Here is a 26,067-nt window from a genome sequence, read left to right as displayed (position 1 = left end):
ATGCGTTTCGGCATCGTCCTGTTCACCAGCGACCGCGGCATCCGGCCGGCGGTCGCGGCCGAGGCCGCCGAGGAGCGCGGCTTCGAGTCGTTCTTCGTGCCCGAGCACACCCACATCCCGATCAAACGGGAGGCGGCACATCCACTGACCGGCGACGAGAGCCTGCCCGACGACCGGTACATGCGCACCCTGGACCCGTGGGTGGCGCTGGCCACCGCGGCGGCGGTCACCGAACGCATCGAATTGTCCACGGCGGTGGCACTTCCCACCGAACACGATCCCATCACGCTGGCCAAGACCATCGCGACCCTGGACCACCTGTCCGGCGGCCGGGTCAGCGTCGGCGCCGGATTCGGCTGGAACACCGACGAACTCGCCGACCACGGCGTGCCGGGCAACAAGCGCCGCACGGTGCTGCGCGAATACCTCGAGGCCATGCGAGCGCTGTGGACCGAGGAAGAGGCGAGCTACGACGGCGACTTCGTGAAGTTCGGCCCCAGCTGGGCGTGGCCGAAGCCGGTACAGCCGAAGGTGCCGGTGCTGATCGGCACCGCGGGCACCGAACAGGGTTTCCGCTGGATCGCGCGCTCGGCCGACGGCTGGATCACCACCCCGTACGAGACCCATACGCTGCTGGAACGCCTGCAGCTGCTGACCAAGGTGTGGCAGGAGGCCGGCCGCGAGGACACCCCGCGGGTGGTCGCCCTCGACGGCAAACCCGACACGCAGCGGCTTACCGAATGGAGCGCCGCCGGGGTGACCGACGTACTGTACGGACTGCCGGACAAGTCCGAAGCCGAGGTGCTGGCCTATCTCGACCGCCTGGCCGGCAAGCTCGCGCCCCTGCGCGCGAGCGCCTGAGCCACCACCGCGACCTGGCGCCTGAACAGGAAGTGAGCCGAAGACGTGCGTATCGCCCTGCTGTCCTACCGCAGCAAGACCCACTGTGGCGGGCAGGGGGTGTATGTCCGGAAGTTGAGCCACGGCCTGGCCGAACTCGGCCATGAGGTCGAGGTGTTCTCCGGTCAGCCCTACCCGGAACTGCTCGATCCCCGGGTAAAGCTGACCGAGGTGCCGAGCCTGGATCTGTACCGCGATTCCGATCCGTTCCGCACGCCGCGGCCCGGGGAGATCCGCGACCGCATCGACCTGCTGGAACTGGGCACGATGTGGACCGCCGGATTCCCCGAGCCGCGCACGTTCAGCCTGCGCGCGGCACGGCTGTTGCGTTCGCGCGCAGCGGATTTCGATGTCGTGCACGACAACCAGTGCCTGGGTTCCGGACTGCTCGACATCGCCCGCCGGGTGCCGCTGGTGGCCACCATCCACCATCCGATCACCCGCGACCGGGCCGTCGATCTGGCGGCCGCGCCGTGGCGGCGCAAGGCGTTCGTCCACCGCTGGTACGGGTTCCTCGGCATGCAGCAGCGCGTCGCCCGGCTGATTCCGGATCTGATCACCGTCTCCTCGACCTCGGCGGCCGATATCGCCGACGACTTCGGCGTCGACGCCTCCCAGTTGCGGGTGGTCCCGCTCGGCGTCGACACCGAACTGTTCCGGCCGCGCGAGCGTCGCGTACCGGGCCGGATCGTGGCCGTGGCCAGCGCCGACAAACCGCTCAAGGGCATCTCTCACCTGCTCCAGGCGCTCGCGCGGCTGCGGCTCACCCACGACGTCGAATTGCAGCTGGTGGCCAAGCTGGAACCGAACGGCCCCACCGAGAAGCTGATCGCTGAACTGGGCATCTCCGATATCGTCACGGTGTCGAGCGGACTGTCCGACGAGGCACTGGCCGAACTGCTGGCCTCGGCGCAGATCTCCTGTATTCCGTCCATGTACGAGGGCTTCTCGCTGCCCGCCGTGGAGGCGCTGGCCAGCGGCACCGCCCTGGTCGCCAGCCGGGCCGGCGCACTGCCGGAGGTGGCGGCCGACTGTGCCGAACTGGTGGAGCCCGGCAATGTGGACGAACTGACCGGCGTCCTCGGAAAATTGCTCGACAATCCGCGTCGCATCGACGACCTCGGCGCCGCCGGGCGCCACCGCGCACTCACCGTCTTCAGCTGGGAAGCCGTGGCAGCCCAAACCGTTTCGGTGTACGAACGCGCCATCGCCCGCCGCCAGGGCACCGACCTGACCGCCGATACACAGGAGGCGAACGTATGCTGACCGTCGATTTCGACCGCTTGGGAATCGGTCCGGGCCTGCGGGTCATCGATGTGGGATGCGGACAGGGTCGCCATGCCTTCGAGGCGTACCGGCGCGGCGCCGATATCGTCGCCTTCGATCAGAACGCCGACGATCTCGCCGATGTGAAGGTCATGTTCGGCGCGCTGGCCGAGGCCGGCGAGGCTCCCGATTACGCGCAGGCCGAGACGGTCCAGGGCGACGCGCTGGCCATGCCCTTCGAGGACGGCGAATTCGACGTGGTCATCGCCTCCGAGATCCTCGAGCACATTCCGGCCGACGACGGCGCGATCGCGGAACTGGTGCGCATTCTGAAACCCGGTGGGGCCCTTGCTATCACGGTGCCGCGCTGGCTGCCCGAGCGGATCTGCTGGCTGCTCTCGGACGAATACCACGCCAACGAGGGCGGTCACGTGCGCATCTACCGCGCCGACGAACTGCGCGGCAAGGTCGCCGCACGCGGTATGCGCTTCATCCACAGCGAACACGCGCACGCGCTGCACGCCCCGTACTGGTGGCTGAAATGCCTGGTCGGCGTGGACAAGCCCGATGCCCGGCCGGTGCAGCTGTATCACCGGATGCTGGTGTGGGACATGATGAAACGGCCGTGGCTGACCCGTGTCGCCGAATCGGCCCTGGACCCGGTGATCGGCAAGAGCGTCGCCCTGTACTTCACCAAGCCGGCGGTGTCCGGTGCGCGCCGCTGAGCTGCCCTCGATTCCCGGCGTTCTCACCGCCCGGCAGTGCCTGGCCACCGCGGAATCCATTGCCGCACAACAGCACAGCGACGGCGCCATCCCGTGGTTCCGGGGTGGGCACACCGATCCCTGGGACCATGTCGAGTCGGCGATGGCGCTGACGGTGGCGGGTCTGTACGACGCCGCGCGCGCCGCCTACGCCTGGTCGGCGGACACCCAGCGCGCGGACGGCTCCTGGCCGTCGCAATTTCGCGGCGACATCGTCGAGACCGCCGATACCGATACCAATTTCTGTGCCTACATCGCCACCGGTGTCTGGCACTACTACCGCTGCACCGGTGATCGGCGCTTCGTGGACGCGATGTGGCCGACCGTGTGCGCGGCGATCGACTACGTCATCTCGTTGCAGCAGGGACGCAACGGCGAGATCTATTGGCTGCAGACCGAACAGGGCATCCTGCCCGAGGCTTTGCTGACCGGCTGCTCGAGCATGTTCCACAGCATCGGCTGTGGGCTGGCGATCGCGGAACTGCTCGGCCTCGCCCAGCCGGAATGGGAGGTCGCGGCCCTGCGCCTCGGCCACGCACTGCGGCATCATCCGGAAGCCTTCGCCGAGAAGGACCGGTATTCGATGGATTGGTACTACCCGGTGCTGGGCGGGGCGCTGCGCGGAGAGGCGGGACATGCCCGGATCGCCTCGCGCTGGAGCGATTTCGTCGTCGGCGAGATCGGCATTCGCTGCGTCTCCGACCGGCCGTGGGTGACCGGCGCCGAAACCTGCGAACTGGCACTGGCGCTGGACACCCTCGGCGATTCCGATCGCGCGCTGCGCCTGCTGGCGAGTATCCAGCACCTGCGCGAGGACGACGGATCCTATTGGACCGGACTGGTTTTCGCCGACGGCAAGCGCTGGCCGGAGGAGCGCACCACCTGGACCGGCGCGGCGGCGGTGCTGGCCGCCGACGCGCTGACCCGCACCACCGGCGGCAACGGGATCTTCCGCGACCTGGTGCCCGGGGCGGATATCGCGACCGGCCTCACCTGCGACTGCGTGCGTTCACCCAGCTGAGCCGGCCGGGACTTCACCGCTTCCGCTTCGGCCGTTTCAGCCCTTACCGCCGCACCCCGTGCCGCGCTCGAGCAACCGCAACGATCCGATGGCCGCGACTTCGCGGAAATTGCCGCTGTCCAACGCCTTTCGGTAGATGTGGTACGGGGCCTGCCCGCCGTCGGCCGGATCCGGGAAGACGTCGTGGATGGCCAGCACACCACCGGCCGCCACCCAGTGCGCCCAGCCGTCGTAATCGCGCTGGGCCGCGGTCTCGGTATGCCCGCCGTCGATGAACAGCAGCCGGATCGGGCTGCGCCAGTGCTTCGCGACGGTCGCCGAGGGGCCCACGACGCCGACCACGGTATCGGTCAATTCCGCGCGCACCATGGTGCGGCGGAATGTGGTGACGGTGTCGAAGCGGCCGGTTTCGGGATCGACCAGCGAGGTGTCGTGATATTCCCAGCCGGGCTGATGTTCCTCGGACCCGTGATGATGGTCGATGGTGTAGACGGTGGCGCCGGTTTCGCGGGCCGCCGCGCCGAGATAGATCGCCGACTTACCGCAGTAGGTGCCGATTTCCACGATTATCCCGTCGCCCGCGTAGCGCCGGGCGGCCTCGTAGAGCGCGCGCCCCTCCTCGACCGGCATGAAGCCGATCGCCTGCTCGGCCAGCTCGAACAATCGGCGAGTATCCGCGGAAATTTCGGATTCCGCGGGAATTATCGAATCGGCACGAGTCATCAGAAGAACACCTTTCGGAAATCATCTCTCGATACTTTGCGAGCGGATGCGATATTTTGTGATTTGCGACTGTATCCGCTTCGGCAACGGGTATGCGAGTTGCTTTCGAAGCTTCACTAGAGTAGCATCCAGACACGTGTCCGATCCCATTTCCACCGAGCCTACACCGGTGAATATGGAGGCAACTCGCCGCCGCCTCACCGAGAAGCAGGCCGATACCGTCGACCGGCTGACCAAGGCCGCGCTGGAAGTTCTGTCGCGCGAGGGCTTCGCCGGTCTCACCGTGCGCATGGTGGCCGCGGCCGCCGGAGTGGGTACGGCCACCGCCTACACCTATTTCTCTTCCAAGGAACACCTGGTCGCCGAGGTCTTCTGGCGGCGACTGGCCGCCGATGCGCCGCCCGAGCCGGAGGCGGGCGCCGACCGGACCACCCGGGTGGTCGCCGTTTTGCGCCAGATCGCGATGCTGGTCGCCGACGAACCCGCGCTGGCGGGCGCGGTGACCAGCGCGCTGCTGGGCACCGATCCCGACGTCGCGCATCTGCGCCTGCGCATCGGGACCGAGATCCGGAGGCGCCTGCTGGACGCGCTGGGCCCGGACGCCGATCCCGATGTGGTAGAGACGCTGGAATTGCTTTATGCCGGCGCCCTGGTTCGCGCCGGCGTGGGTTACGCCTCGTATGCCGAAATCGCGGACCGGCTGGAAAAATCGGCCCTGCAGGTGCTGCGGGACTGAATACGCGATTTCCGGCGGCGTCCGGAAATTACGGCAATACCGATTCGATCGCCGCGACCACACTCGGATCCTGCGGTTCGGTGCGCGGACGGAAACGACCGACGACCTTACCGTCACGATCGATCAGGAACTTTTCGAAATTCCATTGAATATCGCCGGCATCGCCTTCGGCATCGGCGGTCTGCACGAGTTCGCGATACAGCGGATGCCGGTCGTCACCGTTGACGTCGACCTTGGCCAGCAGCGGGAAATCCACCCCGTAGGTGGTCGAGCAGAACTGCTGGATCTCCTCGGCGGTGCCCGGCTCCTGTCCCATGAACTGGTTGCACGGCACGCCGACGACGCTGAATCCGCGTGAGCCGTAGGCCTGCTGCAGCGCCACCAGTCCGGTGTACTGCGGTGTCAGACCGCATTTCGAGGCGACGTTGACCACGAGTAGCGCCTTGTCACCGGCGAGTTCGGCGAGGGTCGCGGGTTCACCGGCGAGCGTCTGTACGGGAATTTCACGAATATCGGTCACAGTCGAAATGATAGGTGGAATCTCGGCCGCCGCGAGGGCGACTTCCGCCGCCGGGCCCGTCCGCCGACGGGCCGAGGGGAGTTGGCGAACCCTCGTCACCACCTTTCCGCGTCGACGAAGAACTGCAACCTGTTCTATGATGTGACGTGAACAACATCCCTGGTCATAGCCAGGAAGTCGCTCCCGGACCGCGTCCCGGAGATCATTTTTCCCCAGCGTGCGTCTTCACCATTATTAGAACTTGTTCTACAGTGAGCTGAGGCACGCTCCCGCGCCGAGCGGAGCCGCGATCAGCCGCTACCACTTCGAAGATGAGGTAACCGAACATGACCGACACCAGCGCAGCCGATTACATCGTCATCGGCGCGGGCAGCTCCGGTGCCACTGTCGCGAGTCGGCTCGCCGAGCAGGGCGCCAGCGTCATCCTGCTCGAGGCCGGCCGCAAGGACAACACCAAGTTGGTCACGGTCCCGGGCATGATCACGACGGTTCACACGGTTCCGCAGCTCAAGCACCAGGTCACCTGGTCGCAGTACTCGATTCCGCAGAAGCACGCCGCCGAGCGCCGGGTACCGATGACGCGCGGCAAGGTGCTGGGCGGTTCGAGTTCGGTCAACGGCATGCTCTTCGTGCGCGGCAACAAGGCCAACTTCGACTCCTGGGCCGCCGAGGGCTGTGAGGGCTGGAGCTACGAGGACGTGCTGCCCGCCTACAAGCGCCTGGAGAACTGGGAGGACGGCGCCAGCGAGCTGCGCGGTTCCGGCGGTCCCATCGAGGTGACGCGGCAGAAGGAACTGACCCCGATCGCCCAGGAGTGGATGGAGGCCGCGGCCGAAACCTTCGGCGTCCCGGTCATCGAGGACTACAACGGTGAGTCCCAAGAGGGCATCAGCATCTTCCAGCAGAGCGTGCGAGACGGCTTGCGCTACAGCTCCTCTCGCGGCTTCATCACCAACCGCCCCAACCCGAACCTGAAGGTCGTCACCAAGGCGCACGTGGCGCGCGTGGTGATCGAGAAGGGCCGCGCCACCGGCGTCGAGGTCATCGAGAAGAAGGGCCGCCGGATCATCCGTGCCGAGAAGGAGGTCGTGGTCTCCGGTGGCGTGATGGGTTCCGCGCACATCCTGATGCTGTCCGGCGTCGGCCCCGCCGGGCATCTGCGCGACCTCGGCATCGAGGTCAACGCGGATCTGCCGGTCGGCCAGAACCTGCACGACCACCTGTTCGTACCGATGACCTTCATCTCGAAGAAGGCGCTGCACCGTGGCATTCCGTCGCATTTCGCGGCCGGTTTCCTCAAGGAACTGCGCAGCCCCGGCAGCTCCTGGTTCGGGCGCACGGTCTTCGAATCCGTGGGCTTCGTGCGGACCTCGTTCGCCAAGGACATCCCGGATATGCAGATCCACACCCTGCCGTGGAGCTACCCGACGCCCAACCAGGACGAGGACAAGCTGCACATGGTGGACAAGCGGGAGGCGCTGACCATCTTCCCGACCCTGATCTACCCGAAGAGCCGCGGCGAACTGCGCCTGGCCTCCACCGACCCGCTGGCCTCGCCGCTGATCGACCCGGGCTACCTCTCGGACCCGGCCGATATGGACTTCCTGGTCGAGGCCATCGGCATGATCCGCGAAGCCGCGGCGAACAAGGCGATCGCCGGCGACATCACCGAGGAGTTCTCCCCCGGCCCCGCGTTCACCGACGAGACCGCGCTGCGCCGCGAGCTGCCGATGCGGATCCACTCGGTCTACCACCCGGTCGGCACCTGCCGGATGGGCGTGGACGAGCGCGCGGTGGTCGACCCGCAGCTGCGGGTGCGCGGCATCGAGGGCCTGCGGGTCGCCGACGCCTCGATCATGCCGAGCATCACCGGCGGCAACACCAACGCGCCGTGCTACATGATCGGTGAGAAGGCGGCCGAATTCATCACCGCCTCGGCGTAATTCACCTCGTTCGCCCGGCCCCGGTTGTGATCATCGATCGCAACCGGGGCCGTCGTTCTCGCGGCTCGTCAGATATCGCTGAGATCGATGTCGACGGTGAAAGGTGCCGTCGCCTTGATAATGCCCGTGTACATCTCGCCGGTCCGATACGCCCTCGTTGCCGGGTCGAGGATGTAGGTGTAGATCAGCGGGACACCGGTCGCGGCCTGTTCGACTCTCCAATAGAAGGCGATACCCGCCTTGGCGTATTGGTCGACCTTCACGATCCGATCGGTTGTCTCGGATCCGGGCGAGACGACCTCCGCGACCAGCAGCACGTGTTCCGGGCGGGTAGGGGCGATGTCGATCGTGTCCGCTCGGTACACCACGACATCCGGGCGGCGGTTGGTGAGCGGGACATCCTGCAGACGGACATCGAAGTCGGTATCGGCGTTCCATTCCGGTCCCGACGCGGCATCGAGCGCGTTCGCCAGAACCCGTGCCAGTCGTTTGTGCCGCTTGGACGCGCTGGGGCTCACAACGGCGATACCTGCCACGATTTCCATTCGCGCACAGCGCTCTTCGGGCCAGGAATCGTATTCCGCTGCCGTGATTTGCTGGTGCATCTATGCCCACACGCCGGTATCGACAGTCATGACACCCGCTCCTCTCGAGCAGTCTCCGACCTGCTCACTCCGAGTTCGGCGGATCGACGCCGACACCGAAATATGTTGCGGGGAACAGAAGCAACTGCGCAAGCAGCGCGAGTTCCCGCGCCGACAGCAGAACATGCCGCGGGTCGGCGGGTGCCCCCGAAGTAATCGTGCAAACGTCGACGATATTCGCGGTTTTCTCGCATTCTCGGCGCGGTTTGCACGATAAGTTCACGGGCGGGCGATGCCGATCGCCGCCCCGTCCACAGGGCGGTCTCTCGCAATCGGCGCGGCACCTGAGCATCTCCGGACAGTCGCCGGCGATCGCTCCTCGCTGCGAGTCACCGCGTCGGCCCTTTCCAGACAGCGCGGGTCGACAGGCCGAGATAGACGCAGGTTTCGCGAGATGCTGGTGGGCGGCGGGGTATCAGGTCGTTCAGGCAGGGGAAGCGGGCGGCGGGGGTGGCGCGTAGGGCTTGTGCGATTGCGGCGTACCAGTGTGGGTCGCCTTGGATCGCCGGTGCCGACGGTGTTCGTGGAATGCGTTGCGGCAGAGAAGGTGTCATACGTCGTTCCTTGTCGGGCGAGATGACGCGCGAGGCGTTGCGGCGCGAAGCGCTGCGATGGCGGCGTGGTGGCGCGTTGCGATGGCGACGCGTTGCGGTAGTGGGAGTTGCGGTGACCTGCGGGGTCGGGAGGGGACCCCGCAGGCACCTCAGGCTCGCTCGCGGCACTCGGTGGGGAGTGTGGACGGTGGCGTCGAGACGTCCTGCGAGCGAGGCGTTTTCATGGTGGCCCCGGTGCGGCAGGCGGGGCATTGGGCGGTGGTCGCGGCGTCGGGGTCGTGGCCGAGGGTTGTGAGGATGTTGCGGCAGCTGCTGAGCATCTCGCAGGTGTGCGGGGCGCAGTCGGCGTGGCGTTCGGCGTGGATCTCACGGTGCATCCGCTCGGGGGAGATCGGGTTGGCGAGCGGGCCGTGGAAGACCGGATTGGTCATGCTCAGATCCCGAAGTGCGGGCGGTCGGCGGGGTGCATGGCGCCCGTCGCGACGAGCCAGAGTTTGGCCTGTAACTTCCTGGCGCACACCGTGATCGGGCAGTCGAGATGGTCCTGCATGATGCGGTGAGCGAGCGTGGTGGTCATGGTCGGCAGGGCGCTGTGGATGATCGGTCGCAAACCGTGCACGGGAGAACACCTCCGGACATCGTCGGGGCACCAGCGGACATACGGCTGGTGGTACTCCCGATGGCCGGGGCCATTTTTCGGCCATTACCTTGCGGCGTCGGTGCTACGCGGTAATGTCTCGTCGGTATCATCACGGGTGTAGTCGCATCCGGGGGCAACGGTTGTGCGACTTGCCGATTCGAGTTTCCCGGCCATCGGGGTGGCTCAAGAAGACCACCGAATGAGCCGGCGGGACAATAGCGCCATGCATATGCAACGAAGGTTCTGCGACGGCCCAGAGCGGTTCGCACGGGGGTAGCCGATTTCTTTCCTCGTGCAAACGGCGACCGCTCACGATGCAAACGAGGAATCCGTGACGAACATCGGTGAGGACAGCTCGACCACTCTGCCGCGGCGGCAATTGGGGAGGTATCTCAAGGAGGCCCGCCTCGGCGTCGGCCTGCGGCTGGAAGACGTTGCGCCGCTGATGCAATGGTCGGCGAGCAAACTGTCTCGGCTCGAGGCCGGAAAGTCCCCGGCCATCCGCGTGCTCGATGTGGAGGCGCTGTGCCGCATCTACGACATCGACGATCCCGAGGTGTGTGCGGGGCTCATCGGCCTGGCGAAACAGAGCACCGAGAAGAGTTGGTGGCAGGCATTCGATGATGTGATCACCGGAAACTTCGATTTGTACGTCGGATTGGAGTCGTCGTCGGAGAAACTGTCGATCTTCCAACCCCATATCGTCGCTGGACTCCTACAAATACCGGCCTACGCTCGGGCAATTGAACTGGGCTACTACTCCGACATCAACGAGCAGGAGCTGGAACGGCGAATCCAGCTACGCGTCAAGCGCCAGATGTTGCTGACCCGGAAGGTCAAACCGGTCATGGTCGATTTCGTCATCCATGAATCGGTACTGCACACCGTTGTGGGCAGCGGAAAGATCATGGCGGCACAATGCCATCATCTGGCAAATCTTCCGGCTAACGTCACGGTGAGAGTGCTGCCCTATGAGACCGGATTTCCCGCAGGTCTCCCGACAGGTCCGTTTGCCATCCTCGACTTCGGCACCGACTCGAAGGGACGCGAACTGTCTCCGACAGTCGTGTACATCGAATCCTTTGCGGGCGATCTATATCTCGAGCGCGCAAAGGACGTCGCCAGGTATCGTCAGGCGTACAGCGCCATTCGGGATGCGGCGCACGACGTTGCAGAGAGCAAGCGCCGACTGCGGCAGATAGCAAGGGAGCACGAACGGTGAACCTGGACCTAGCCGGCGCCAAGTGGTTCAAATCCAGCCGCAGCGGGGGCGGCAAAGAGTGCGTGGAGACCGCGTTCCTCGACAACGGTCATGTAGGCGTCCGCGACTCCAAGAACCCCACCGGCCCCGCCCTCGTCTTCACCCCTGCCGAATGGGACGCCTTCACCACCGACCTCCGCAACGGCACGCTCGACGCCTGAGCCCGCATTTCGACAAGTCCACATTTCCTTCTGCGGCGCAAGGGAATTCGATCGGAAGACAGATCGCATCCTGCAGCAGCCACATCGCGAGGGCTTCGTCATTCTCTGCCGACTGATACCGGCAGGAGCACGTCACTCCGCACAGCCTCCGTTGTGATCGCGACCACAACGGAGGTCGCTCGACTTGACCCCACCCTTTGCACATTGCAACTCTTGTCTAATGCAAGGCCATGAGGAGACCGCCGCGTCGGCCGCCGACGCCGCGCCCGCACAGAGCACCACCGCAGAGATCGCGGCACTGGAAGCGCTGACCCGGATGCTGGTTTCCATCGCCTGGGACAGCGCCCACGCCGCGCCTCCCGGCGTCACCTTTCCGCAGATGCGCTTCCTGCTGATCCTGCAGGCCCTCGGCCGGGTGTCGTCGTCGCGGCTGGCCGCCGCGCTCGGCGTCAACGCCTCCTCGGTGACGCGGCTGGCCGACAAACTCGAGGGCCGCGGATACGTGGCGCGGGGAACCGATGCGCACAACCGCAGCGTGGTCACCATCGAGGTCACCACCGCCGGGCAGGCGGTGGTCGACCAGGTGCTGCAGCGGCGGAAAGTCGCCTTCGGGTCCTTGCTCGACGGGCTCACTCCCGAGGCGCGCGACCGCGTGATCGTCGCGGCGCTGGACTTGGTGCAGGCTGCCGCCACCACGCCCTTCGTCACCGCCACCGGGCCGGGGTCGTTATGAGCGCCGGGCATTCGCGCGCAACGCATCTGGGTGATTTCCAGGTCACCCCGCGACTGCTGCTGATCGCCGGACTCGCGATACCGGTCGGCGGCGCGGCCGCGGGGGCCGCCTACGCGCTGCTGAAGCTGATCGGCTTCATCACGAATCTCGTGTTCTATCAACGCCTCAGCACCGAGATGGTCGCACCGGGCGCGACCCATCACCCGTGGTGGCTGGTGCTGAGCGCACCGGTCGTCGGCGGCCTGATCATCGGGGTGATGGCGCGCTACGGCTCGGAGAAGATTCGCGGCCACGGCATGCCGGAGGCGATCGAGGCCATTCTCACCGGCGGGTCCCGGGTGCAACCGCGGGTGGCGCTGCTCAAGCCGGCCTCGGCGGCGATCAGCATCGGCTCGGGCGGGCCGTTCGGCGCCGAGGGGCCGATCATCATGACCGGCGGCGCGGTCGGCTCGATTCTGGCGCAGTTGCTGAAACTGTCCGCGGACGAACGCAAGACACTGCTGGTCGCCGGTTCGGCGGCGGGTATGGCCGCGACCTTCAACGCCCCGCTCGCGGCGATTCTGCTCGCGGTGGAACTGCTGCTGTTCGAATGGCGGCCACGCAGTTTCGTTCCGGTGGTGGCCGCCGTGGTCACCGGCACCATCTGCCGCTGGGCGATGCTCGGCAACGGACCGGTCTTCGCGGTGGCGACCGACGGGCGCACCCCCGGCGCGCTGTCCGACGGCCTGGCGCTGATCCCCGGCATCACCGGCGGACTGCTGGCCATCGCCGCCACCGCGATGGTGTATTTCGCCGAGGACTCCTTCGCCAGACTTCCCGTGCACTGGATGTGGTGGCCCGCGATCGGCGGCCTGATCATCGGCATCGGCGGCCTGTTCGAACCGCGAGCGCTCGGCGTCGGCTACGACGTCATCGACCAGTTGCTCACCGGACATGCCACGCTGTCGCTGATCGTCGGCATTCTCGTGGTGAAAACGCTGATCTGGTCGCTCTCACTCGGCTCGGGCACCTCCGGCGGCGTGCTGGCGCCGGTGTTCATGATCGGCGCGGCGCTGGGAGCTGCCGAGGGCGGATTGCTGCCGCACGTCGCCGCCGGCTTCTGGGCCATGTGCGGACTGGCCGCGGTCGTGGGTGGTGTGATGCGCTCACCGCTGACGGGCATCGTCTTCACCTGTGAACTCACCCATGCCTGGAACGACGTGCTGCCGCTGGCGGTGGCCTCGGTCTCGGCGTACGCGGTGTCGGTACTGCTGCTCAAGCGTTCGGTGCTGACCGAGAAGATCGCCCGCCGCCGACTGCATCTGACCCGCGAATACACCACCGATCCGCTGGAGACGTTCTTCACCCACGAGGTGATGACCGCCGATCCGCTGGTGCTCGGAATCGACGATCTCATCGACCCGATCCTGCCGCAGACCCACTACGCCGGGCTCTACCCGGTGGTCGACGGTTCCGGCGTGCTGGTCGGCGTGACCACCCGTCAGGTGCTACAGAACTGCCTCGGCACCACGGTCGCGGCCGCCACCCTGAGCATCCGGACCTCGGTCCATCCGGACAACACGCTGCGCGAGGTGGCCAACGCGCTCGCGCTGGCGCACGTGACGGCAGCACCCGTGGTCGCGCGCGACGATCCGAACAGGTTGTGCGGCATCGTCACTCTCGAACAACTGTTGCACGCCCGCCGCCGCGACCTGCACGAGGAACACCACCGCGAACGCCTGCTGGTCGTTCGCGAGGAACCAGCTGCCGAGGACGACAAGGTCACCGTCGCCTGAGCGGCGTCAGCTCGACCCGAGCCCGGAGCGTGTGGATGCGCGGCTCGGCGACGTTCGCGTGGAACACTCGCGCTGTGAGCGAGTCGTTCGGGCGGCGAGTGGGTTTCGTGGCGAATCTCGGGCCGGGGTGGTTCGCCTCGGTGATGGCGACCGGCATCGTCTCGCGGGCCGTCGGCTCGGCGGGGTGGGAATGGGGCGGCACCGCCCTGCTGATCATCGGCCTGATCGCCTATACCGTGCTCGTGGTGGCGACCCTGCTGCGCATCGCGTTCTTCCGCGACCGCGTGATCGGCGACGCGGTGAATCCCGCGACCGGCTTCACCTATCTCGCCTTCGTCGCCGGCACCGCGGTGTTGTCGGCGGGGCTCTCGCGACACGCCTGGGCGGGTGCGGCGCTGGCCTTGTTGCTGGTGGCGACGGTCGCGTGGGCGGTACTCGTCTACGCGATTCCGGCGTTGCTGATGGTGCATCACGGCGCGCCCACCGCGGTGACCGGAGCCAACGGCACCTGGTTCCTGTGGGTGGTCGGCACGCAATCGCTCGCGGTGGCCGCCACCGCGCTGCCGCAGCCGTGGGGTCAGCGTTTCGCGGTGCCGGCGCTGCTGTGCTGGTCGGTCGGCGTGGTGCTCTACGGCATCGTGGCGACAGTGGTGCTGGGCACGCTGTTCGGCACGTCGCTGACCGCGCGGCTGCTGGCGCCCACCTATTGGATCTTCATGGGCGCCACCGCGATCAGCGTGCTGGCCGGCACCCAGATCATGGATCAGAGTTCGGTGGCGTTGATCGCGACGGTACGGCCCATGCTCGAGGGTTCGACGCTGGTGCTGTGGGCCTTCGGCAGCTGGCTGGTGCCGCTGCTGCTGGCGGCCGGCATCTGGCGGCATCTGGTCCGGCACTTCGGGCTGAGCTACGAACCCGGACTGTGGAGCATCGTGTTTCCCGTGGGCATGTACGGCGTGGGAACCGCCGAACTGGGCAAGGCCACCGGCGAACAATGGATGGTCGCCTTCGGACACGGTGAGGCGTGGGTGGCGCTGGCGGTGTGGGCGGCCACCGCGGCCGATCTGGTCGTCACGCTGATCCGCCGCCGGCGTAGCCGGGAATCCGTAGGCTGAGCTCGCGATCTCCTACCGCACGGTAGCCTGGTTCGCGAAGTACGATCCGGCGGGAGGAGCCGGAGCAATGGAACGGGAGATTCACGGTGACCTCGCGGGAGGATTTCCTGCGCCGCGTGCGCGATGCCCTCGAGGCGCTACCCAATGACGAACGTATGGTGCCGGTGCCGCGCAACTATCAGCGCAACGCCCCGGTGCCCTCGGCCGAGGACCAGGCCGAGATCGTCGAACTGTTCATCGATCGCCTCAAACATCATGGCGCCCAGGTCCATCGGGTCGGCGCGGATGAGATTCCGGGGGCGATCGACTCGGCCCTGCGGGCCCACGGCGCCCGCTCGGCGCTGGCGCCCGACGGGCTGCCCGAACATTGGCTGCGGCGCTGGGAACTGACGGGCGAACACCGTGTCCTCGACGATCAACCGCACCTGTCGATTCTCGATCGCGAACGTACCGATGCCGTGGTCACCGGGTGCGCCGGCGCGGTGGCCGACGCCGGCACCCTGATTCTCGACGGCGGACCGGGACAGTGCCGCCGCGATGCCGCCGTCCTGGCCGACTGTCACATCTGCGTGGTCCGCGTCGAGCAGATCGACTACTCCCTGCCGCAGGTCCTGGACAAACTGGACCCGCGCCGATCCATCACCTGGTTCGGCGGGCCGACCGCCATGACCGATCCGGAGGCCGACTCCGGCAAGGTCGGCGGCGTCATCGAGGAGACCGAGCGACGCCTGGTCGTCGTCATCGTCGGTTGATCGACGGGCCCTATTCCCTTCCCACACACCTTCCCCGCCCCACAAGCGCTCGTTAAGGGCGCGGCAAGCGCACCCCGGCATTGTCGTCCTCGACACCGGGAGTGCTCCTGCCGCGAGAGGGGGCGGCAGGATCACCCACCGGCTGCAACCGAGCCGATCCGCTCGGTCTGTCGACGAGGGGTGACAGACCGGGCGGATCGGCTGTGTATGCGGTGCTCGACCTTGCCGACGGCCCCCGGTCTCGATTCGGCAGCGGCGCGGGTGTCCGACTCGAGGAATGATGGGGGTATGGAAACTGCGGTCGTCTTCGTTCTGGCTACCCTGCTCTACTGGTGGGGCTTGATCTGACCGATCGGCGCCCCACCGGGCAGCACCTCGCCGGGCCGACCACCGGCGAGCGGGTACCTCAGCGGCCGGTGGGCAGGTTCGCCCCGCCGGTCACATCGAGCACCACGCCGCTGACGAAGCCGTTGGTGGCGATCATGTGCACGGCCCGGGCCAGTTCCTCCGGGTCGCCTACGCGCCCGACGGGTGTGGTGGCGGCGAGGCCGTCGAAGAGGGTGCGGCGGCGTTCCTCCGGCACTCGATCCCACCATTCGGTGTCGATGACGCCGGGGGCTACCGCGTTGACCCGCAGCGGGGCGAGTTCGACCGCCAGCGGAGGCACCATGGCGTTCAGCGCCCCGTTGATCGCGGCCAGTCCGGCGGTGCCGGGGAAGGCGGCATGCGCCGACGCGGCGGTGATCAGGGTGATCGATCCGTTCGAAACCAGATGTGGCAGAGCCGCTTTCACGATTTTCACCTGCGGCCAGAACTTACCGTCGAACCCCTCCGCCAAGTGGTCGAGATCGAGTTCGGCGAACGGACCGCTGCCCGCCGAACCGCTGACCGCGATGATGAGGTGGTCGATGCTGCCGGACTGCGCGAAGAATGCCGCGATCTGCTCGCCGTCGGTCGCGTCCATCCGATAGCCGCTGGTCTTGCCACCCAGCCGTGCCACCGCCGCGTCGAGTTTGACCTGGCTGCGGCCGGTGACGGCGACCTCGGCGCCCTCGTTCGCGAACAGCGCGGCGGTGGCCGCACCGATTCCGGAACTACCGCCCATGACGACGACGCGCGGGATGCCGGTGCTGGAAGCGCTCATTGCTACTGTTCCCGTCCTGTACAGTTTGTCGAGACTGACAGTCTCGACAACGAGCGTAGCGGGCGCAATATTCCCGCGCACCGCCACCGCTGGGAGGTAGACCATGGGACCACCACCGCAGCAACCGGATTCGCCCCCACCCGAACGCGCGCACACCGGCCGGCGCCGGAACGAGGCAACCCACCGCGCGATTCTGGACGCCGCCCTCGCCCAGCTCGCCACCTCCGACGGCGGGTCGGTCACGGTCGATTCCATCGCCGCCGCGGCCGGGGTCGGCAAGCAGACGATCTACCGCTGGTGGCCGTCGAAGGGTGCGGTGCTGCTCGAAGCCCTGCTCGAACGCGCTCGCCAAGAGGTGCCGACCCCGGACACCGGCTCGGTGCGCACCGACCTGCTGGCCGTCGCGGATTCGACTTTCACCGGTGCCCAGGGGGATTCGACCGCCCCGGCGTTGCGCGCGCTGGTGCGCGAGGCCGCCCGCGACCCCCACCTCGCCGAATTACTACAGGAGTTCACCGCCACGCGCCGCGCCGCCGCGCACGACATTCTCGAGCGGGCGATCACGCGTGGCGAACTGCCCGGCGACACGGATGCGGACCTCCTGGTGGATCTGCTGTACGGCCTGTTCTGGTACCGCTTCCTGCTCGGCCATGCCCCGCTCGACCACACCACGGCGGCACGGCTCGTCGACATCCTGCTCCCGCCCGCGGTTGACACTTCTCACACACCCGGAGATGAGTCAGCGGATCCGATCCCACGGATCGAAACCCGCTGACGGAAGGCCTGTTCACGATGTGGCCGGCCCGCACCGAAATCCGATGCGGGCCGCGGATGTCGTCCTGGTCAGCTGTTGCCGTTCAGACCGGCGCGCACACCTTCCTCGATGCGCTTGCCGATCTCCGGATCGACGTTCTTCCAGTAGTCGAACACCCGGCTCAGCACCGGTTCGCGCACGCCGCCGAGCACATGCCCGACCACGTTGTCCACCAGGCGCTCTCGCTGTTCGTCGTTGAAGACCTCACGCACCAGCGTGCCCGGCTGCGCCCAGTCGCTGTCCTCGGCGTGCTGAACGTAGCCGGCCCGCACCTGCTCGGGCTCGAAACTCCACGCCGCCTCCTCCGGGGCCGCGGCCGCGTCGGCATGTGGGCCGCCGAACGAATTCGGCGCGTACACAGGCACTTCCGGCGCGTTGAAGTCGTAGCGCATGGCGCCCTCCTTGGAATAGGAGTTCACCTCGGCCGCACGCGCGCGGTTCGGCGGCAGCTGGTGGTAGTTGGTGCCGATGCGGTAGCGATGAGCGTCGGCATAGGCGAAGACCCGGCCCAGCAACATCTTGTCCGGCGAATAGCCGATGCCCGGCACGATCGCCGACGGCTCGAATGCGGCCTGTTCGATCTCGACGAAGTAGTTGCTCGGGTTGCGGTTCAGCGTCCAGGTACCGACCTCGATCAGCGGGTAGTCCTTGTGCGACCACACCTTGGTCAGATCGAACGGGTTGAAGCGGTAGTTCGCCGCCTCACCCACCGGCATGATCTGCACATACAGAGTCCAGCTGGGGAACTCACCGCGTTCGATCGCCTCCCACAGATCCTGGCGGTGATAGTCGGGATCGGTGCCCGCCAGCCGATCGGCCTCGGCCTGGGTCAGGAATTCGATGCCCTGATCGGTCTTGAAGTGGTACTTCACCCAGAACCGTTCACCCTCGGCGTTGATCCACTGATAGGTATGCGAGCCGTAGCCGTTCATATGGCGGTAGGTCTTGGGAATACCGCGGTCGCCCATCAGCCAGGTCACCTGATGCGCCGATTCCGGGCGCAGGGTCCAGAAGTCCCACTGCATGTTGTGATCGCGAAGACCGTTGCCCGGCAACCGCTTCTGCGAACGGATGAAGTCGGGGAACTTGATCGGATCCTTGATGAAGAACACCGGGGTGTTGTTGCCGACCAGGTCGTAGTTGCCGTCCGGGGTGTAGAACTTGACCGCGAAGCCGCGCGGATCGCGCCAGGTGTCGGGGCTGCCCTGCTCGCCGGCGACGGTGGAGAACCGCACCAGCGACTCGGTCCGCGCGCCCGGCTGGAACAGCTTCGCCTTGGTGTAGCGGCTGACGTCATTGGTGACGACGAGCTCACCGAAGGCCCCCGCACCCTTGGCGTGCACGATCCGCTCCGGCACCCGCTCCCGGTTGAACTGGGCGAGCTTCTCGATCAAATAGTGGTCGTGCAGCAGAATCGGGCCCTCGGTCCCGGCGGTCAGCGATTCGTTGTCGCTGGGGACCGGAGTGCCGGTGTTGGTAGTGGTCGGCCCACTGATCGGCTTTGTCATCGCAGCCTCCTGTTTCTGCTGTCGCCCGGGATGTCCGGGCTATCGGGATGGCGCGTCGTCACCGCGACGGCATTGCGGGCAGAGTCCCCAGAACACGACCTCGGCTTCGTCGATCGTGAACCCGTGCGCGTCCGACGGGTCGAGGCAGGGGGCACGGCCCACGGCACAGTCCACGTCCACGACCGTGCCGCAGTTCCTGCACACCAGATGGTGATGGTTGTCGGCGATGCGGGTTTCGTACCGGGCCGGCGAACCGGCCGGTTCGATCCGGCGCAGCAGGCCGGCGCCGACACAGGCGTGCAGTACGTCGTACACAGCCTGTGTCGACACCGAACCCAGCTGCTGCCGGACCGCGGCGGCCACCCTGTCGGCATCCGAATGCGGATGGGCGGCAACCGCTTCCAGCACCGCCACCCGCGGGCGGGTGACCCGCAGACCGGCCGCGCGCAATCGTTCGCGCGGATCGAAACCACCGGTGTGCATGAACCCAGTCTGCCCGTTTTCTGGAATAAGTCAAGAAAAGACCGAAAGGGACGTTTTGCGGGAGTGCCGCGCACGACGCCGCCGGGCTTACGCTCGGCGGCGTCCCCCTGCGCGGAGCGGACCCGGCGTTCGACCGAAAACCGCGACACCGATTCCGATTTGGTTGCGGCGGTTGCGTGTTGGGCACCACCACGAATGCCGGTGGTTAACCTCGGCTCATGGGACGCCTCCAGGGCTGTGTGATCGGGGTTCTCGTCGTCGTACTGATCGGTGGTACCTCCGCCACTGCGGTCCCGGCGCGCGCGGAGAGTGCCCAGACCTGCGCGGTCTCGTCCGGACGCGGATTCGAACGAGCCACGCCGGAATCGGCGGGCCTGGACGCGGCGCGGCTGGCTTCCGCCCTGCGGTTCGCCGACGAACGGAACCGGCTGAACGTCAAGATCTTTCGGCACAACTGCCTGATCGGAACCGGCGCGCACAACGACGCCACCGATACGACGCCGTGGAATATCTGGAGCGTCACCAAGAGCGTGGTCTCGCTGATCGCCGGAATCGCCTGGGATCAGGGCAAACTCGATATCGACGCGCCGATCGACCGCTATCTGCCGCCCGGTCTCGGCGACGCCGCCCACCGCGCGATCACCGTCGAGGATTTGCTGACCGAGCGCTCGGGCCTGCATGTCGGAGTGATCAACGAGGGCATCTCCGGGGTGGTGCCGATCGATCCGAACAGTGCCGTGCAGGCGCTCGGGGTCCCGCTCGACAATCCGCCCGGCACCCGGTTCTCCTACAGTCAGCGCAATGTCGATCTGCTGTCGTACGTGATCGAACTGGCCGTCGGCGAACCACTGCAGCAGTTCGCGCAGCGGGAACTGTTCTCTCCCTTGGGTATCCAGCGTAGCGACTACTACTGGGCCCGCGACCGTTCCGGTCACACCTACGGCTACGCGCACCTGATGATCCCGCCGGACGATCTCGCAAAGATCGCCCAGCTGGTCGCCGGCCACGGCGACTGGAACGGGGTGCAGGTGATCTCGGCCGATTATCTGCACCGCGCCCAGCAGACGGGCCCGGGCCGCGAGTGCTACGGCTATCTGTTCTGGGCCCGCCCCGGATGTATCGAGATACCGTCGTTCCTGCCCCCGGATGTGTTCGCGATGTCCGGTCTCGGGCTGCAGGACGTCTTCTTCATCCCGAGCCTGGATCTCACCGTGGTGTGGACCGGCGTCTTCGGCAACCACAGCAGCGGCGGGCCGACCGGCATCCTGCAGAACCTGACCGAGCTGACCTGGGAATTCTTCCGCAGGCTGCTGGGCGCCTTCCAGCAACCGCCGATTCCGGACCCCGGTCCCTATGTCGAACCACCGGTCACCCTGGACCCCCGCGCGTTCTTCGATCCGTACATCACGCTGGCGATTTTCGGAGTCGGGCCCGACTCCTATCCCGGCTGTTCGGTGCTGTCCTGTCTGAACACCCCACTGGCACCGCCGTTCTCGGATGCCCCGCCGGGATGTGCTCTACTGGTCTGCCTCGGGCCCGATCCCCGCACACCGGGCATCCGCTGACGCAGCGGCATCGATGAGAGGCGACCGGCCGCGGTCAGCCGGCGATCCGCGCGATCCGCGCGGTATCCATGTAATCCCGGAACAGGGTCACTTCCCCGTCCCGCACGTGCACCACGTTCACCGAGGTGCGAACTCGCGCTCGTGGCGCGCCCGGCAGCGTCATATCCACCTCGTTCTCCACGAAAAGCACTCCGTCCGAAGTGGATTCGTAGACCGTGGGATAGACCCCGTGCACCTCGACACCCGACAGGCCCGACCAGCGTTGTGCGAGGTGTTCACGGATCGCCTCCCGCCCCTCGAGCCGCTCCGGCATCCCCGGAATCGGGAACGGGATCTCGAAAACCGCATCGGGGGCGAGCGCCGCGACGAAGGCGTCGGCATCACGCGCCGGCAATGTCGCGAACAGGTCCTCGACCACCTGGCGGGCACTGCGCACCGAACTGGAAACCATGACAAACTCCCTCTGTTAGAAGCGGAATGTACGCCCCGTTTATAATCCGGAACGCACGCCCCGTTTGTCAACGGTAACCGGGTAGACTCGCGCTGTGGCGGAGAAACAGTTAGTGGACCCGGCGGCCGAACCGCGCCGCGCCCTGCGCGCCGACGCCCGCCGCAACCGGGAGCGCGTACTCGCCGCCGCCAGGGAAGCCTTTGCCGCCGAAGGTATTTCGGTCCCGCTGGACGAGATCGCGCGGCGCGCCGGGGTGGGACCCGGCACCGTCTACCGCCACTTCCCCACCAAGGAAGCCCTGTTCCACGCCGCCATCGTCGACAACATCGAGCGAATGGTCGACTATGCGCGCGGACTCGAAGCCGCCGACGATCCGGGGGCCGCCTTCTTCGACCTGCTGGACCACATGGTCACCGAGGGTGGGGTCAAGCGCGATCTCGCCGATGCGCTGGGCGGTCACCAGTCGATCGAAATCACCGGTCCCACAAAGGAATTCCAGGCCGCGATCGCCCGGTTGCTGCGGCGCGCCCAGGATTGCGGCGCGATCCGCGACGATATCGACTTCGACGATCTGATGCGGGTGCTGAAGGGCGCCTTCGCGGGCACGCACACCGCCACCGGCGAGCAGCGAGCCCGCGCTTTCGCCGTCGTCTTCGACGGACTCCGGGCCCGCAGCGAACCGGCCGGCTGAGCCTCCGCACACGACCGGCTGAGCGCCCCGAAAGGAAAACGGGCCGCCCGCAATCGGACGGCCCGTTCGAAAATGCAGTGTCAGCGCTGCGCGAGCAGAACTTCCGCGATCTGAATGGTGTTGAGCGCGGCGCCCTTTCGCAGGTTGTCACCCGAGACGAACAGCGCCAGGCCACGCCCCTCCGGCACGCCCGGATCCTGGCGGATCCGGCCCACCAGCGACTCGTCCTTACCGGCCGCTTCCAGCGGCGTCGGAACGTCGACCAGCTTCACACCGGCCGCGTCGGCGAGCAGTTGCTTCGCCCGCTCCACCGAGAGCGGCCGCGCGAATTCGGCATTGATCGACAACGAATGCCCAGTGAAGACCGGCACGCGCACACAGGTACCGCTGACCAGCAGATCGGGCAGACCGAGAATCTTGCGACTCTCGTTGCGCAGCTTCTGGTCCTCGTCGGTTTCACCGGAACCGTCGTCGACGAGCGAACCCGCCAGCGGCAGCACGTTGAACGCGATCGGCGCGACGTATTTGTTCGGCGCGGGGAACTGCAGGGCGCTGCCGTCGTGGGTCAGCTTCTCGGCGTCCCCGATCACCGCGCGGGCCTGCGTGGCCAGCTCCTCCACACCGGCCAGCCCACTACCGGAGACGGCCTGGTAGCTGGAGACGATCAGTCGCTGGAGTCCGGCCTCGTCGTGCAGGGGCTTGAGCACCGGCATGGCGGCCATCGTGGTGCAGTTCGGATTGGCGATGATGCCCTTGACCAGATTGCGGGTCTGTTCGGGATTCACCTCGCTGACCACCAGCGGCACCTCGGGGTCCTTGCGCCACGCCGAGGAGTTGTCGATGACGGTCACGCCCGCAGCCGCGAACCGCGGCGCCTGCACCCGGGACATGGTGGCGCCTGCGGAGAACAGGGCGATATCCAGTCCGGACGGATCCGCGGTCTCGGTGTCCTCGACCACGATCTCGCCGCCGCGCCAGGGCAACTTCTTCCCGGCCGAACGCGCCGAGGCGAAGAATCGCACCTCGTCGGCGGGAAAGTCGCGCTCCTCCAGCAGTTTTCGCATGACGGCGCCGACCTGCCCGGTCGCACCGACCACACCTACGCGTACACCCATGGTTTATCGCCCCGATCCCGCGTGCACGACCGCGACCTCGTCGCCGCCCAGGTCGAACGCCTTGTGCAGCACCTGCACGGCGCCGTCCAGCTCGGTGTCCTTGACCAGCACGGAGATGCGGATCTCGGAGGTGGAGATGAGGTCGATGTTGATACCTGCCTTGGCCAGCGCCTCACAGAAGGTGGCGGTGACGCCGGGGTGGCTCTTCATACCCGCGCCGACGAGGGAGACCTTGCCGATGTGGTCGTCGTAGAGAACCTGGCTGAAGCCCAGTTCGCTCTGGCGCTTGGTCAGGAACTCCACCGCGCGCGGCCCGTCGGCCTTGGGCAGGGTGAAGGTGATGTCGGTCTTACCCGTCTCGACCTTGGAGATGTTCTGCAACACCATGTCGATGTTGATCTCGGCGTCGGCGATGGCCCGGAACACCTTGGCCGCATAGCCCGGCTCGTCCGGCAGGGCCACCACGGTCACCTTGGCCTCGCTGCGATCGTGCGCGACGCCGGTGAGAATTGCGTCCTCCAAGGGGATGTCCTCCATCGATCCGTAGATATAGGTGCCCTTGCGGTCGGTATAGGACGACCGCACATGCACCGGAACGTTGTAGCGGCGGGCGTATTCGACGCAGCGCAGCATCAGCACCTTGGCGCCGGTGGCGGCCAGCTCGAGCATTTCCTCGAAGCTCACCTGCTCCAGCTTCTGCGCATCCGGCACGATCCGCGGATCGGCGGTGAACACGCCGTCGACGTCGGTGTAGATCTCGCAGACGTCGGCCTCGAGCGCGGCGGCCAGGGCGACCGCGGTGGTGTCGGAGCCGCCGCGGCCCAGCGTGGTGATGTCGCGGCTGTCCTGCGAGACACCCTGGAAGCCCGCGACCAGCACGATCAAGCCCTCGTCGAGCGCATCGCGGACCCGGGAGGGGGTCACGTCGATGATGCGGGCGTTGCCGTGGGTGCCGGTGGTGATGACTCCCGCCTGGGAACCGGTGAACGACCGGGCCTCGGCGCCGAGCGAGTGAATCGCCATGGCCACCAACGCATTCGAGATGCGCTCACCGGAGGTCAGCAGCATGTCGAGTTCGCGGGCCGGCGGCGCGGGCGCCACCTGCTGGGCCAGGTCGAGCAGTTCGTCGGTGGTGTCACCCATTGCCGAGCACACGACGACCACGTCGTGCCCCTGCTTCTTCGTCTCGACGATCCGCTCAGCGACGCGCCGGATCCGCTCGGCAGACTCGAGCGAAGATCCTCCGTACTTCTGAACGACGAGAGCCACAGTGGGGTCCTCCAAGATCGACTAGCTGCTGTTACAGCCAATAAGACTACCGATCGGAGTCCGCTCGGTGGCGGGCTACCTCCGAGCGGCCACCGGGATCGGGCGGCCCGGCCCACCGAATTCGCCACGCCGACCAGCGGCGATCCCGTTCCGGAGCGGCGCTACGGTGCGCGGTCGCGGCGGCAGAGCCCGTGCGGCGCATCGGAATCGGCGCGCACAGCCCCGTTCATCAGCGGTTTTCCGGGTCCGCCGGCACCCGGCGCCCCGTCTCGGCGCAACAGCCGGCGTACCGGTGTGAGTAATCACACCGACCGGTTTAGCACCCGGTCGGCGAACCCCTTCGCGCGAGTCGACGATGCACGCCGCGGCGAAAGCGCACGATGGGCCTATGAAGAGCATCGAAATCGAGCTGCACACCGGCGATCGGGAGGTCGTGCACGACCTGACGCCGCAGTGCGCCACGTTTCTGCGCGAGGCCGGCGGCGGCGACGGACTGCTGCACGTCTTCGTCCCGCACGCCACCGCCGGCGTGGCCCTGATCGAGCTCGGCGCGGGCAGCGACGACGATCTGCTGCGCGCCCTGCGCGATCTGCTGCCCGCCGATGATCGCTGGCGCCACGCCCACGGCTCGCGCGGGCACGGCCGCTCGCACGTCATGCCCGCGCTGATCGCCCCCTACGCCACCGTGCCGGTGCTGGGCGGCGAGCTGACCCTGGGCACCTGGCAGTCGATCGCCTTCGTGGACCTCAACGTCGACAATCCGATCCGCCGGGTGCGCCTGTCCTTCCTGCGCGACGCCGGTTGATCGCGGCCGCCTACCGGCCGGGCACGTCAGCCGCGCTCGAACCAGGTGATCTGTGCGCCGTTGCCGAATTCGCGGCGTTGCACCGGCGTGAACGCGGTCGGCCGGAAGTTGCCGGTGAACGCGCTGATGCCGGCGCCCGCGACCACCGGATAACTCTTGATGATCAACTCGTCGATCTCGTCGACGAGCGCACCGGCCAGTTGTCCCCCGCCGCACAGCCAGATGTCCTTGCCGTCCTGCTGCTTCAGGCGACGCACCAGAGCTACCGGATCGCTCGGAACCAGTTCGACCTCCGGATCGTCGACGCGATCGAGCGTGGCCGAGACGACGTACTGCTTCAGATGGGGATACGGGCTGGCGATGCCGGCCGACAGCGCGGGTTCGTATGTGCCTCGCCCCATGAGAATCGTGTCCCATTCCTTGTTGGGTTCGTCCACGGCCATTCCGAATTGCGGGCGGATGTGCGCGGGAACCGACTCCGGATAGCGGCCGTTGACGAATTCCGCCATGTCCTCGGCCACGGGATAGAAGTCGTACTCCCCACCCGGCCCGGCGATGTAGCCGTCGAGCGAGACGCCGACGAAGTAGAGGAGCTTTCGCATACCGACACCGCCTTGCCTGTTGCACTTTAACTGTAGTGGTTGAAACGTAGTACTACAGACAGAGTGGTGTCAAGCGGATTAAAAAGTTGTCGCGCGCCGATCCGGAGGGATC

At 67.0% G+C, this 26,067-nt stretch carries 28 protein-coding genes; 16 read left to right on the top strand and 12 right to left on the bottom strand.

The window, feature by feature from the left end; all coding sequences use genetic code 11:
- Genes ACPCUW_RS06355 through ACPCUW_RS06340 form a run of 4 tightly spaced genes read left to right on the top strand, consistent with a single transcriptional unit; the run spans position 1 to position 3,951 of the window.
- On the top strand, positions 1 to 861 hold the full coding sequence (locus ACPCUW_RS06355; RefSeq protein WP_305779528.1) for an LLM class F420-dependent oxidoreductase: 861 nt from the start codon (positions 1 to 3) through the stop codon (positions 859 to 861).
- Between the two features lie 45 nt (positions 862 to 906).
- The gene (locus ACPCUW_RS06350) at positions 907 to 2,166 is read left to right on the top strand and encodes a glycosyltransferase family 4 protein (RefSeq protein ID WP_063011042.1); all 1,260 of its coding nucleotides are present in this window, start codon (positions 907 to 909) and stop codon (positions 2,164 to 2,166) included.
- Entirely contained in the window at positions 2,160 to 2,891 is a 732-nt protein-coding gene (locus ACPCUW_RS06345; RefSeq protein ID WP_423423981.1) for a class I SAM-dependent methyltransferase, read from the top strand. Before ACPCUW_RS06350 ends, ACPCUW_RS06345 begins: the two co-directional genes overlap by 7 nt.
- Complete coding sequence (locus tag ACPCUW_RS06340) at positions 2,878 to 3,951, top strand: prenyltransferase (RefSeq protein WP_423423980.1); 1,074 nt, start codon at positions 2,878 to 2,880, stop codon at positions 3,949 to 3,951. The genes ACPCUW_RS06345 and ACPCUW_RS06340 overlap by 14 nt, the downstream gene beginning before the upstream one ends.
- A 36-nt stretch (positions 3,952 to 3,987) precedes the next feature.
- Here ACPCUW_RS06340 and ACPCUW_RS06335 read toward each other — a convergent pair whose 3' ends face one another.
- A complete protein-coding gene (locus ACPCUW_RS06335; RefSeq protein ID WP_305779531.1) occupies positions 3,988 to 4,674 on the bottom strand; it encodes a class I SAM-dependent methyltransferase in 687 nt (228 codons plus the stop codon).
- 169 nt (positions 4,675 to 4,843) lie between these two features.
- On the opposite strand from ACPCUW_RS06335, the gene ACPCUW_RS06330 reads away from it, so the two are divergent.
- A complete protein-coding gene (locus tag ACPCUW_RS06330; protein ID WP_030516462.1) occupies positions 4,844 to 5,410 on the top strand; it encodes a TetR/AcrR family transcriptional regulator in 567 nt (188 codons plus the stop codon).
- A gap of 28 nt (positions 5,411 to 5,438) precedes the next feature.
- Here ACPCUW_RS06330 and ACPCUW_RS06325 read toward each other — a convergent pair whose 3' ends face one another.
- Entirely contained in the window at positions 5,439 to 5,930 is a 492-nt protein-coding gene (locus ACPCUW_RS06325; protein ID WP_063011034.1) for a glutathione peroxidase, read from the bottom strand.
- A 326-nt stretch (positions 5,931 to 6,256) separates the two neighbouring features.
- Here ACPCUW_RS06325 and ACPCUW_RS06320 point away from each other — a divergent pair, with 326 nt between their 5' ends.
- Positions 6,257 to 7,873, top strand: a complete 1,617-nt coding sequence (locus ACPCUW_RS06320; protein ID WP_063011032.1) for a GMC family oxidoreductase — start codon at positions 6,257 to 6,259, stop codon at positions 7,871 to 7,873.
- Positions 7,874 to 7,941: 68 nt separating this feature from the next.
- Here ACPCUW_RS06320 and ACPCUW_RS06315 read toward each other — a convergent pair whose 3' ends face one another.
- The 3 genes from ACPCUW_RS06315 to ACPCUW_RS06305 form a co-directional block, all read right to left on the bottom strand.
- Positions 7,942 to 8,478 carry a Uma2 family endonuclease gene (locus ACPCUW_RS06315; RefSeq protein ID WP_423423979.1) on the bottom strand — a complete coding sequence of 179 codons (537 nt, stop codon included), beginning with the start codon at positions 8,476 to 8,478 and terminating at the stop codon, positions 7,942 to 7,944.
- A gap of 742 nt (positions 8,479 to 9,220) precedes the next feature.
- On the bottom strand, positions 9,221 to 9,502 hold the full coding sequence (locus ACPCUW_RS06310; protein ID WP_305779533.1) for a hypothetical protein: 282 nt from the start codon (positions 9,500 to 9,502) through the stop codon (positions 9,221 to 9,223).
- 2 nt (positions 9,503 to 9,504) lie between these two features.
- A complete protein-coding gene (locus tag ACPCUW_RS06305; RefSeq protein ID WP_063011028.1) occupies positions 9,505 to 9,690 on the bottom strand; it encodes a hypothetical protein in 186 nt (61 codons plus the stop codon).
- A gap of 352 nt (positions 9,691 to 10,042) precedes the next feature.
- Here ACPCUW_RS06305 and ACPCUW_RS06300 point away from each other — a divergent pair, with 352 nt between their 5' ends.
- The 6 genes from ACPCUW_RS06300 (at position 10,043) to ACPCUW_RS06275 (ending at position 15,508) form a co-directional block, all read left to right on the top strand.
- The gene (locus tag ACPCUW_RS06300; protein ID WP_423423976.1) at positions 10,043 to 10,933 is read left to right on the top strand and encodes a helix-turn-helix domain-containing protein; all 891 of its coding nucleotides are present in this window, start codon (positions 10,043 to 10,045) and stop codon (positions 10,931 to 10,933) included.
- The gene (locus tag ACPCUW_RS06295) at positions 10,930 to 11,133 is read left to right on the top strand and encodes a DUF397 domain-containing protein (RefSeq protein WP_063011026.1); all 204 of its coding nucleotides are present in this window, start codon (positions 10,930 to 10,932) and stop codon (positions 11,131 to 11,133) included. Before ACPCUW_RS06300 ends, ACPCUW_RS06295 begins: the two co-directional genes overlap by 4 nt.
- 220 nt (positions 11,134 to 11,353) lie before the next feature.
- Positions 11,354 to 11,866 (top strand): MarR family winged helix-turn-helix transcriptional regulator, encoded by a 513-nt coding sequence (locus ACPCUW_RS06290; RefSeq protein ID WP_423423974.1) that lies wholly within the window; start codon positions 11,354 to 11,356, stop codon positions 11,864 to 11,866.
- Positions 11,863 to 13,641: a chloride channel protein gene (locus ACPCUW_RS06285; RefSeq protein ID WP_423423972.1), complete on the top strand. Its 1,779-nt coding sequence runs from the start codon at positions 11,863 to 11,865 to the stop codon at positions 13,639 to 13,641. The genes ACPCUW_RS06290 and ACPCUW_RS06285 overlap by 4 nt, the downstream gene beginning before the upstream one ends.
- A gap of 74 nt (positions 13,642 to 13,715) precedes the next feature.
- Positions 13,716 to 14,756 (top strand): tellurite resistance/C4-dicarboxylate transporter family protein, encoded by a 1,041-nt coding sequence (locus tag ACPCUW_RS06280; RefSeq protein WP_423423970.1) that lies wholly within the window; start codon positions 13,716 to 13,718, stop codon positions 14,754 to 14,756.
- Between the two features lie 86 nt (positions 14,757 to 14,842).
- On the top strand, positions 14,843 to 15,508 hold the full coding sequence (locus ACPCUW_RS06275; RefSeq protein ID WP_305779536.1) for a LutC/YkgG family protein: 666 nt from the start codon (positions 14,843 to 14,845) through the stop codon (positions 15,506 to 15,508).
- Positions 15,509 to 15,914: 406 nt separating this feature from the next.
- Here ACPCUW_RS06275 and ACPCUW_RS06270 read toward each other — a convergent pair whose 3' ends face one another.
- Positions 15,915 to 16,652: an SDR family oxidoreductase gene (locus ACPCUW_RS06270; RefSeq protein WP_423423968.1), complete on the bottom strand. Its 738-nt coding sequence runs from the start codon at positions 16,650 to 16,652 to the stop codon at positions 15,915 to 15,917.
- 103 nt (positions 16,653 to 16,755) lie between these two features.
- Here ACPCUW_RS06270 and ACPCUW_RS06265 point away from each other — a divergent pair, with 103 nt between their 5' ends.
- Positions 16,756 to 17,427, top strand: a complete 672-nt coding sequence (locus ACPCUW_RS06265) for a TetR/AcrR family transcriptional regulator (protein WP_423423967.1) — start codon at positions 16,756 to 16,758, stop codon at positions 17,425 to 17,427.
- Positions 17,428 to 17,495: 68 nt separating this feature from the next.
- Here ACPCUW_RS06265 and ACPCUW_RS06260 read toward each other — a convergent pair whose 3' ends face one another.
- On the bottom strand, positions 17,496 to 18,962 hold the full coding sequence (locus ACPCUW_RS06260) for a catalase (protein ID WP_063011074.1): 1,467 nt from the start codon (positions 18,960 to 18,962) through the stop codon (positions 17,496 to 17,498).
- 51 nt (positions 18,963 to 19,013) lie between these two features.
- Positions 19,014 to 19,457 carry a Fur family transcriptional regulator gene (locus tag ACPCUW_RS06255; RefSeq protein WP_063011017.1) on the bottom strand — a complete coding sequence of 148 codons (444 nt, stop codon included), beginning with the start codon at positions 19,455 to 19,457 and terminating at the stop codon, positions 19,014 to 19,016.
- 218 nt (positions 19,458 to 19,675) lie between these two features.
- Between ACPCUW_RS06255 and ACPCUW_RS06250 the strand changes: the two genes are divergently transcribed.
- Entirely contained in the window at positions 19,676 to 21,022 is a 1,347-nt protein-coding gene (locus ACPCUW_RS06250; RefSeq protein ID WP_423423964.1) for a serine hydrolase domain-containing protein, read from the top strand.
- A 34-nt stretch (positions 21,023 to 21,056) separates the two neighbouring features.
- Here ACPCUW_RS06250 and ACPCUW_RS06245 read toward each other — a convergent pair whose 3' ends face one another.
- Positions 21,057 to 21,473, bottom strand: a complete 417-nt coding sequence (locus tag ACPCUW_RS06245) for a nuclear transport factor 2 family protein (protein ID WP_036525238.1) — start codon at positions 21,471 to 21,473, stop codon at positions 21,057 to 21,059.
- A 94-nt stretch (positions 21,474 to 21,567) separates the two neighbouring features.
- On the opposite strand from ACPCUW_RS06245, the gene ACPCUW_RS06240 reads away from it, so the two are divergent.
- Positions 21,568 to 22,164 carry a TetR/AcrR family transcriptional regulator gene (locus tag ACPCUW_RS06240; protein ID WP_290047502.1) on the top strand — a complete coding sequence of 199 codons (597 nt, stop codon included), beginning with the start codon at positions 21,568 to 21,570 and terminating at the stop codon, positions 22,162 to 22,164.
- 80 nt (positions 22,165 to 22,244) lie between these two features.
- On the opposite strand, the gene ACPCUW_RS06235 is transcribed toward ACPCUW_RS06240, so the two are convergent.
- Together ACPCUW_RS06235 and ACPCUW_RS06230 are read right to left on the bottom strand one after the other, a co-directional pair.
- Positions 22,245 to 23,279: an aspartate-semialdehyde dehydrogenase gene (locus ACPCUW_RS06235; RefSeq protein WP_030516480.1), complete on the bottom strand. Its 1,035-nt coding sequence runs from the start codon at positions 23,277 to 23,279 to the stop codon at positions 22,245 to 22,247.
- A gap of 3 nt (positions 23,280 to 23,282) precedes the next feature.
- Complete coding sequence (locus ACPCUW_RS06230) at positions 23,283 to 24,548, bottom strand: aspartate kinase (protein ID WP_030516481.1); 1,266 nt, start codon at positions 24,546 to 24,548, stop codon at positions 23,283 to 23,285.
- 388 nt (positions 24,549 to 24,936) lie between these two features.
- On the opposite strand from ACPCUW_RS06230, the gene ACPCUW_RS06225 reads away from it, so the two are divergent.
- The gene (locus ACPCUW_RS06225; protein WP_030516482.1) at positions 24,937 to 25,353 is read left to right on the top strand and encodes a secondary thiamine-phosphate synthase enzyme YjbQ; all 417 of its coding nucleotides are present in this window, start codon (positions 24,937 to 24,939) and stop codon (positions 25,351 to 25,353) included.
- Positions 25,354 to 25,379: 26 nt separating this feature from the next.
- On the opposite strand, the gene ACPCUW_RS06220 is transcribed toward ACPCUW_RS06225, so the two are convergent.
- On the bottom strand, positions 25,380 to 25,955 hold the full coding sequence (locus ACPCUW_RS06220) for a dihydrofolate reductase family protein (RefSeq protein ID WP_423423960.1): 576 nt from the start codon (positions 25,953 to 25,955) through the stop codon (positions 25,380 to 25,382).
- Between the last annotated feature and the right edge of the window lie 112 nt (positions 25,956 to 26,067).

Origin of the sequence: Nocardia sp. AB354, assembly GCF_049538315.1 — a bacterium.
In the GTDB taxonomy this organism is placed as follows: domain Bacteria; phylum Actinomycetota; class Actinomycetes; order Mycobacteriales; family Mycobacteriaceae; genus Nocardia; species Nocardia nova.
The sequence above is the reverse complement of the archived record's forward strand: the minus strand, read 5'-3'. Positions and strand labels throughout refer to the sequence as shown.

Coding starts and splice junctions, on each gene's coding strand:
- ACPCUW_RS06250 (WP_423423964.1), top strand. CDS start 19,676: ATGGGACGCCTCCAGGGCTGTGTGATCGGGGTTCTCGTCGTCGTACTG.
- ACPCUW_RS06220 (WP_423423960.1), bottom strand. CDS start 25,955: ATGCGAAAGCTCCTCTACTTCGTCGGCGTCTCGCTCGACGGCTACATC.
- ACPCUW_RS06285 (WP_423423972.1), top strand. CDS start 11,863: ATGAGCGCCGGGCATTCGCGCGCAACGCATCTGGGTGATTTCCAGGTC.
- ACPCUW_RS06245 (WP_036525238.1), bottom strand. CDS start 21,473: ATGGTTTCCAGTTCGGTGCGCAGTGCCCGCCAGGTGGTCGAGGACCTG.
- ACPCUW_RS06225 (WP_030516482.1), top strand. CDS start 24,937: ATGAAGAGCATCGAAATCGAGCTGCACACCGGCGATCGGGAGGTCGTG.
- ACPCUW_RS06310 (WP_305779533.1), bottom strand. CDS start 9,502: ATGACCAATCCGGTCTTCCACGGCCCGCTCGCCAACCCGATCTCCCCC.
- ACPCUW_RS06315 (WP_423423979.1), bottom strand. CDS start 8,478: ATGCACCAGCAAATCACGGCAGCGGAATACGATTCCTGGCCCGAAGAG.
- ACPCUW_RS06290 (WP_423423974.1), top strand. CDS start 11,354: ATGCAAGGCCATGAGGAGACCGCCGCGTCGGCCGCCGACGCCGCGCCC.
- ACPCUW_RS06270 (WP_423423968.1), bottom strand. CDS start 16,652: ATGAGCGCTTCCAGCACCGGCATCCCGCGCGTCGTCGTCATGGGCGGT.
- ACPCUW_RS06320 (WP_063011032.1), top strand. CDS start 6,257: ATGACCGACACCAGCGCAGCCGATTACATCGTCATCGGCGCGGGCAGC.
- ACPCUW_RS06235 (WP_030516480.1), bottom strand. CDS start 23,279: ATGGGTGTACGCGTAGGTGTGGTCGGTGCGACCGGGCAGGTCGGCGCC.
- ACPCUW_RS06265 (WP_423423967.1), top strand. CDS start 16,756: ATGGGACCACCACCGCAGCAACCGGATTCGCCCCCACCCGAACGCGCG.
- ACPCUW_RS06255 (WP_063011017.1), bottom strand. CDS start 19,457: ATGCACACCGGTGGTTTCGATCCGCGCGAACGATTGCGCGCGGCCGGT.
- ACPCUW_RS06345 (WP_423423981.1), top strand. CDS start 2,160: ATGCTGACCGTCGATTTCGACCGCTTGGGAATCGGTCCGGGCCTGCGG.
- ACPCUW_RS06355 (WP_305779528.1), top strand. CDS start 1: ATGCGTTTCGGCATCGTCCTGTTCACCAGCGACCGCGGCATCCGGCCG.
- ACPCUW_RS06335 (WP_305779531.1), bottom strand. CDS start 4,674: ATGACTCGTGCCGATTCGATAATTCCCGCGGAATCCGAAATTTCCGCG.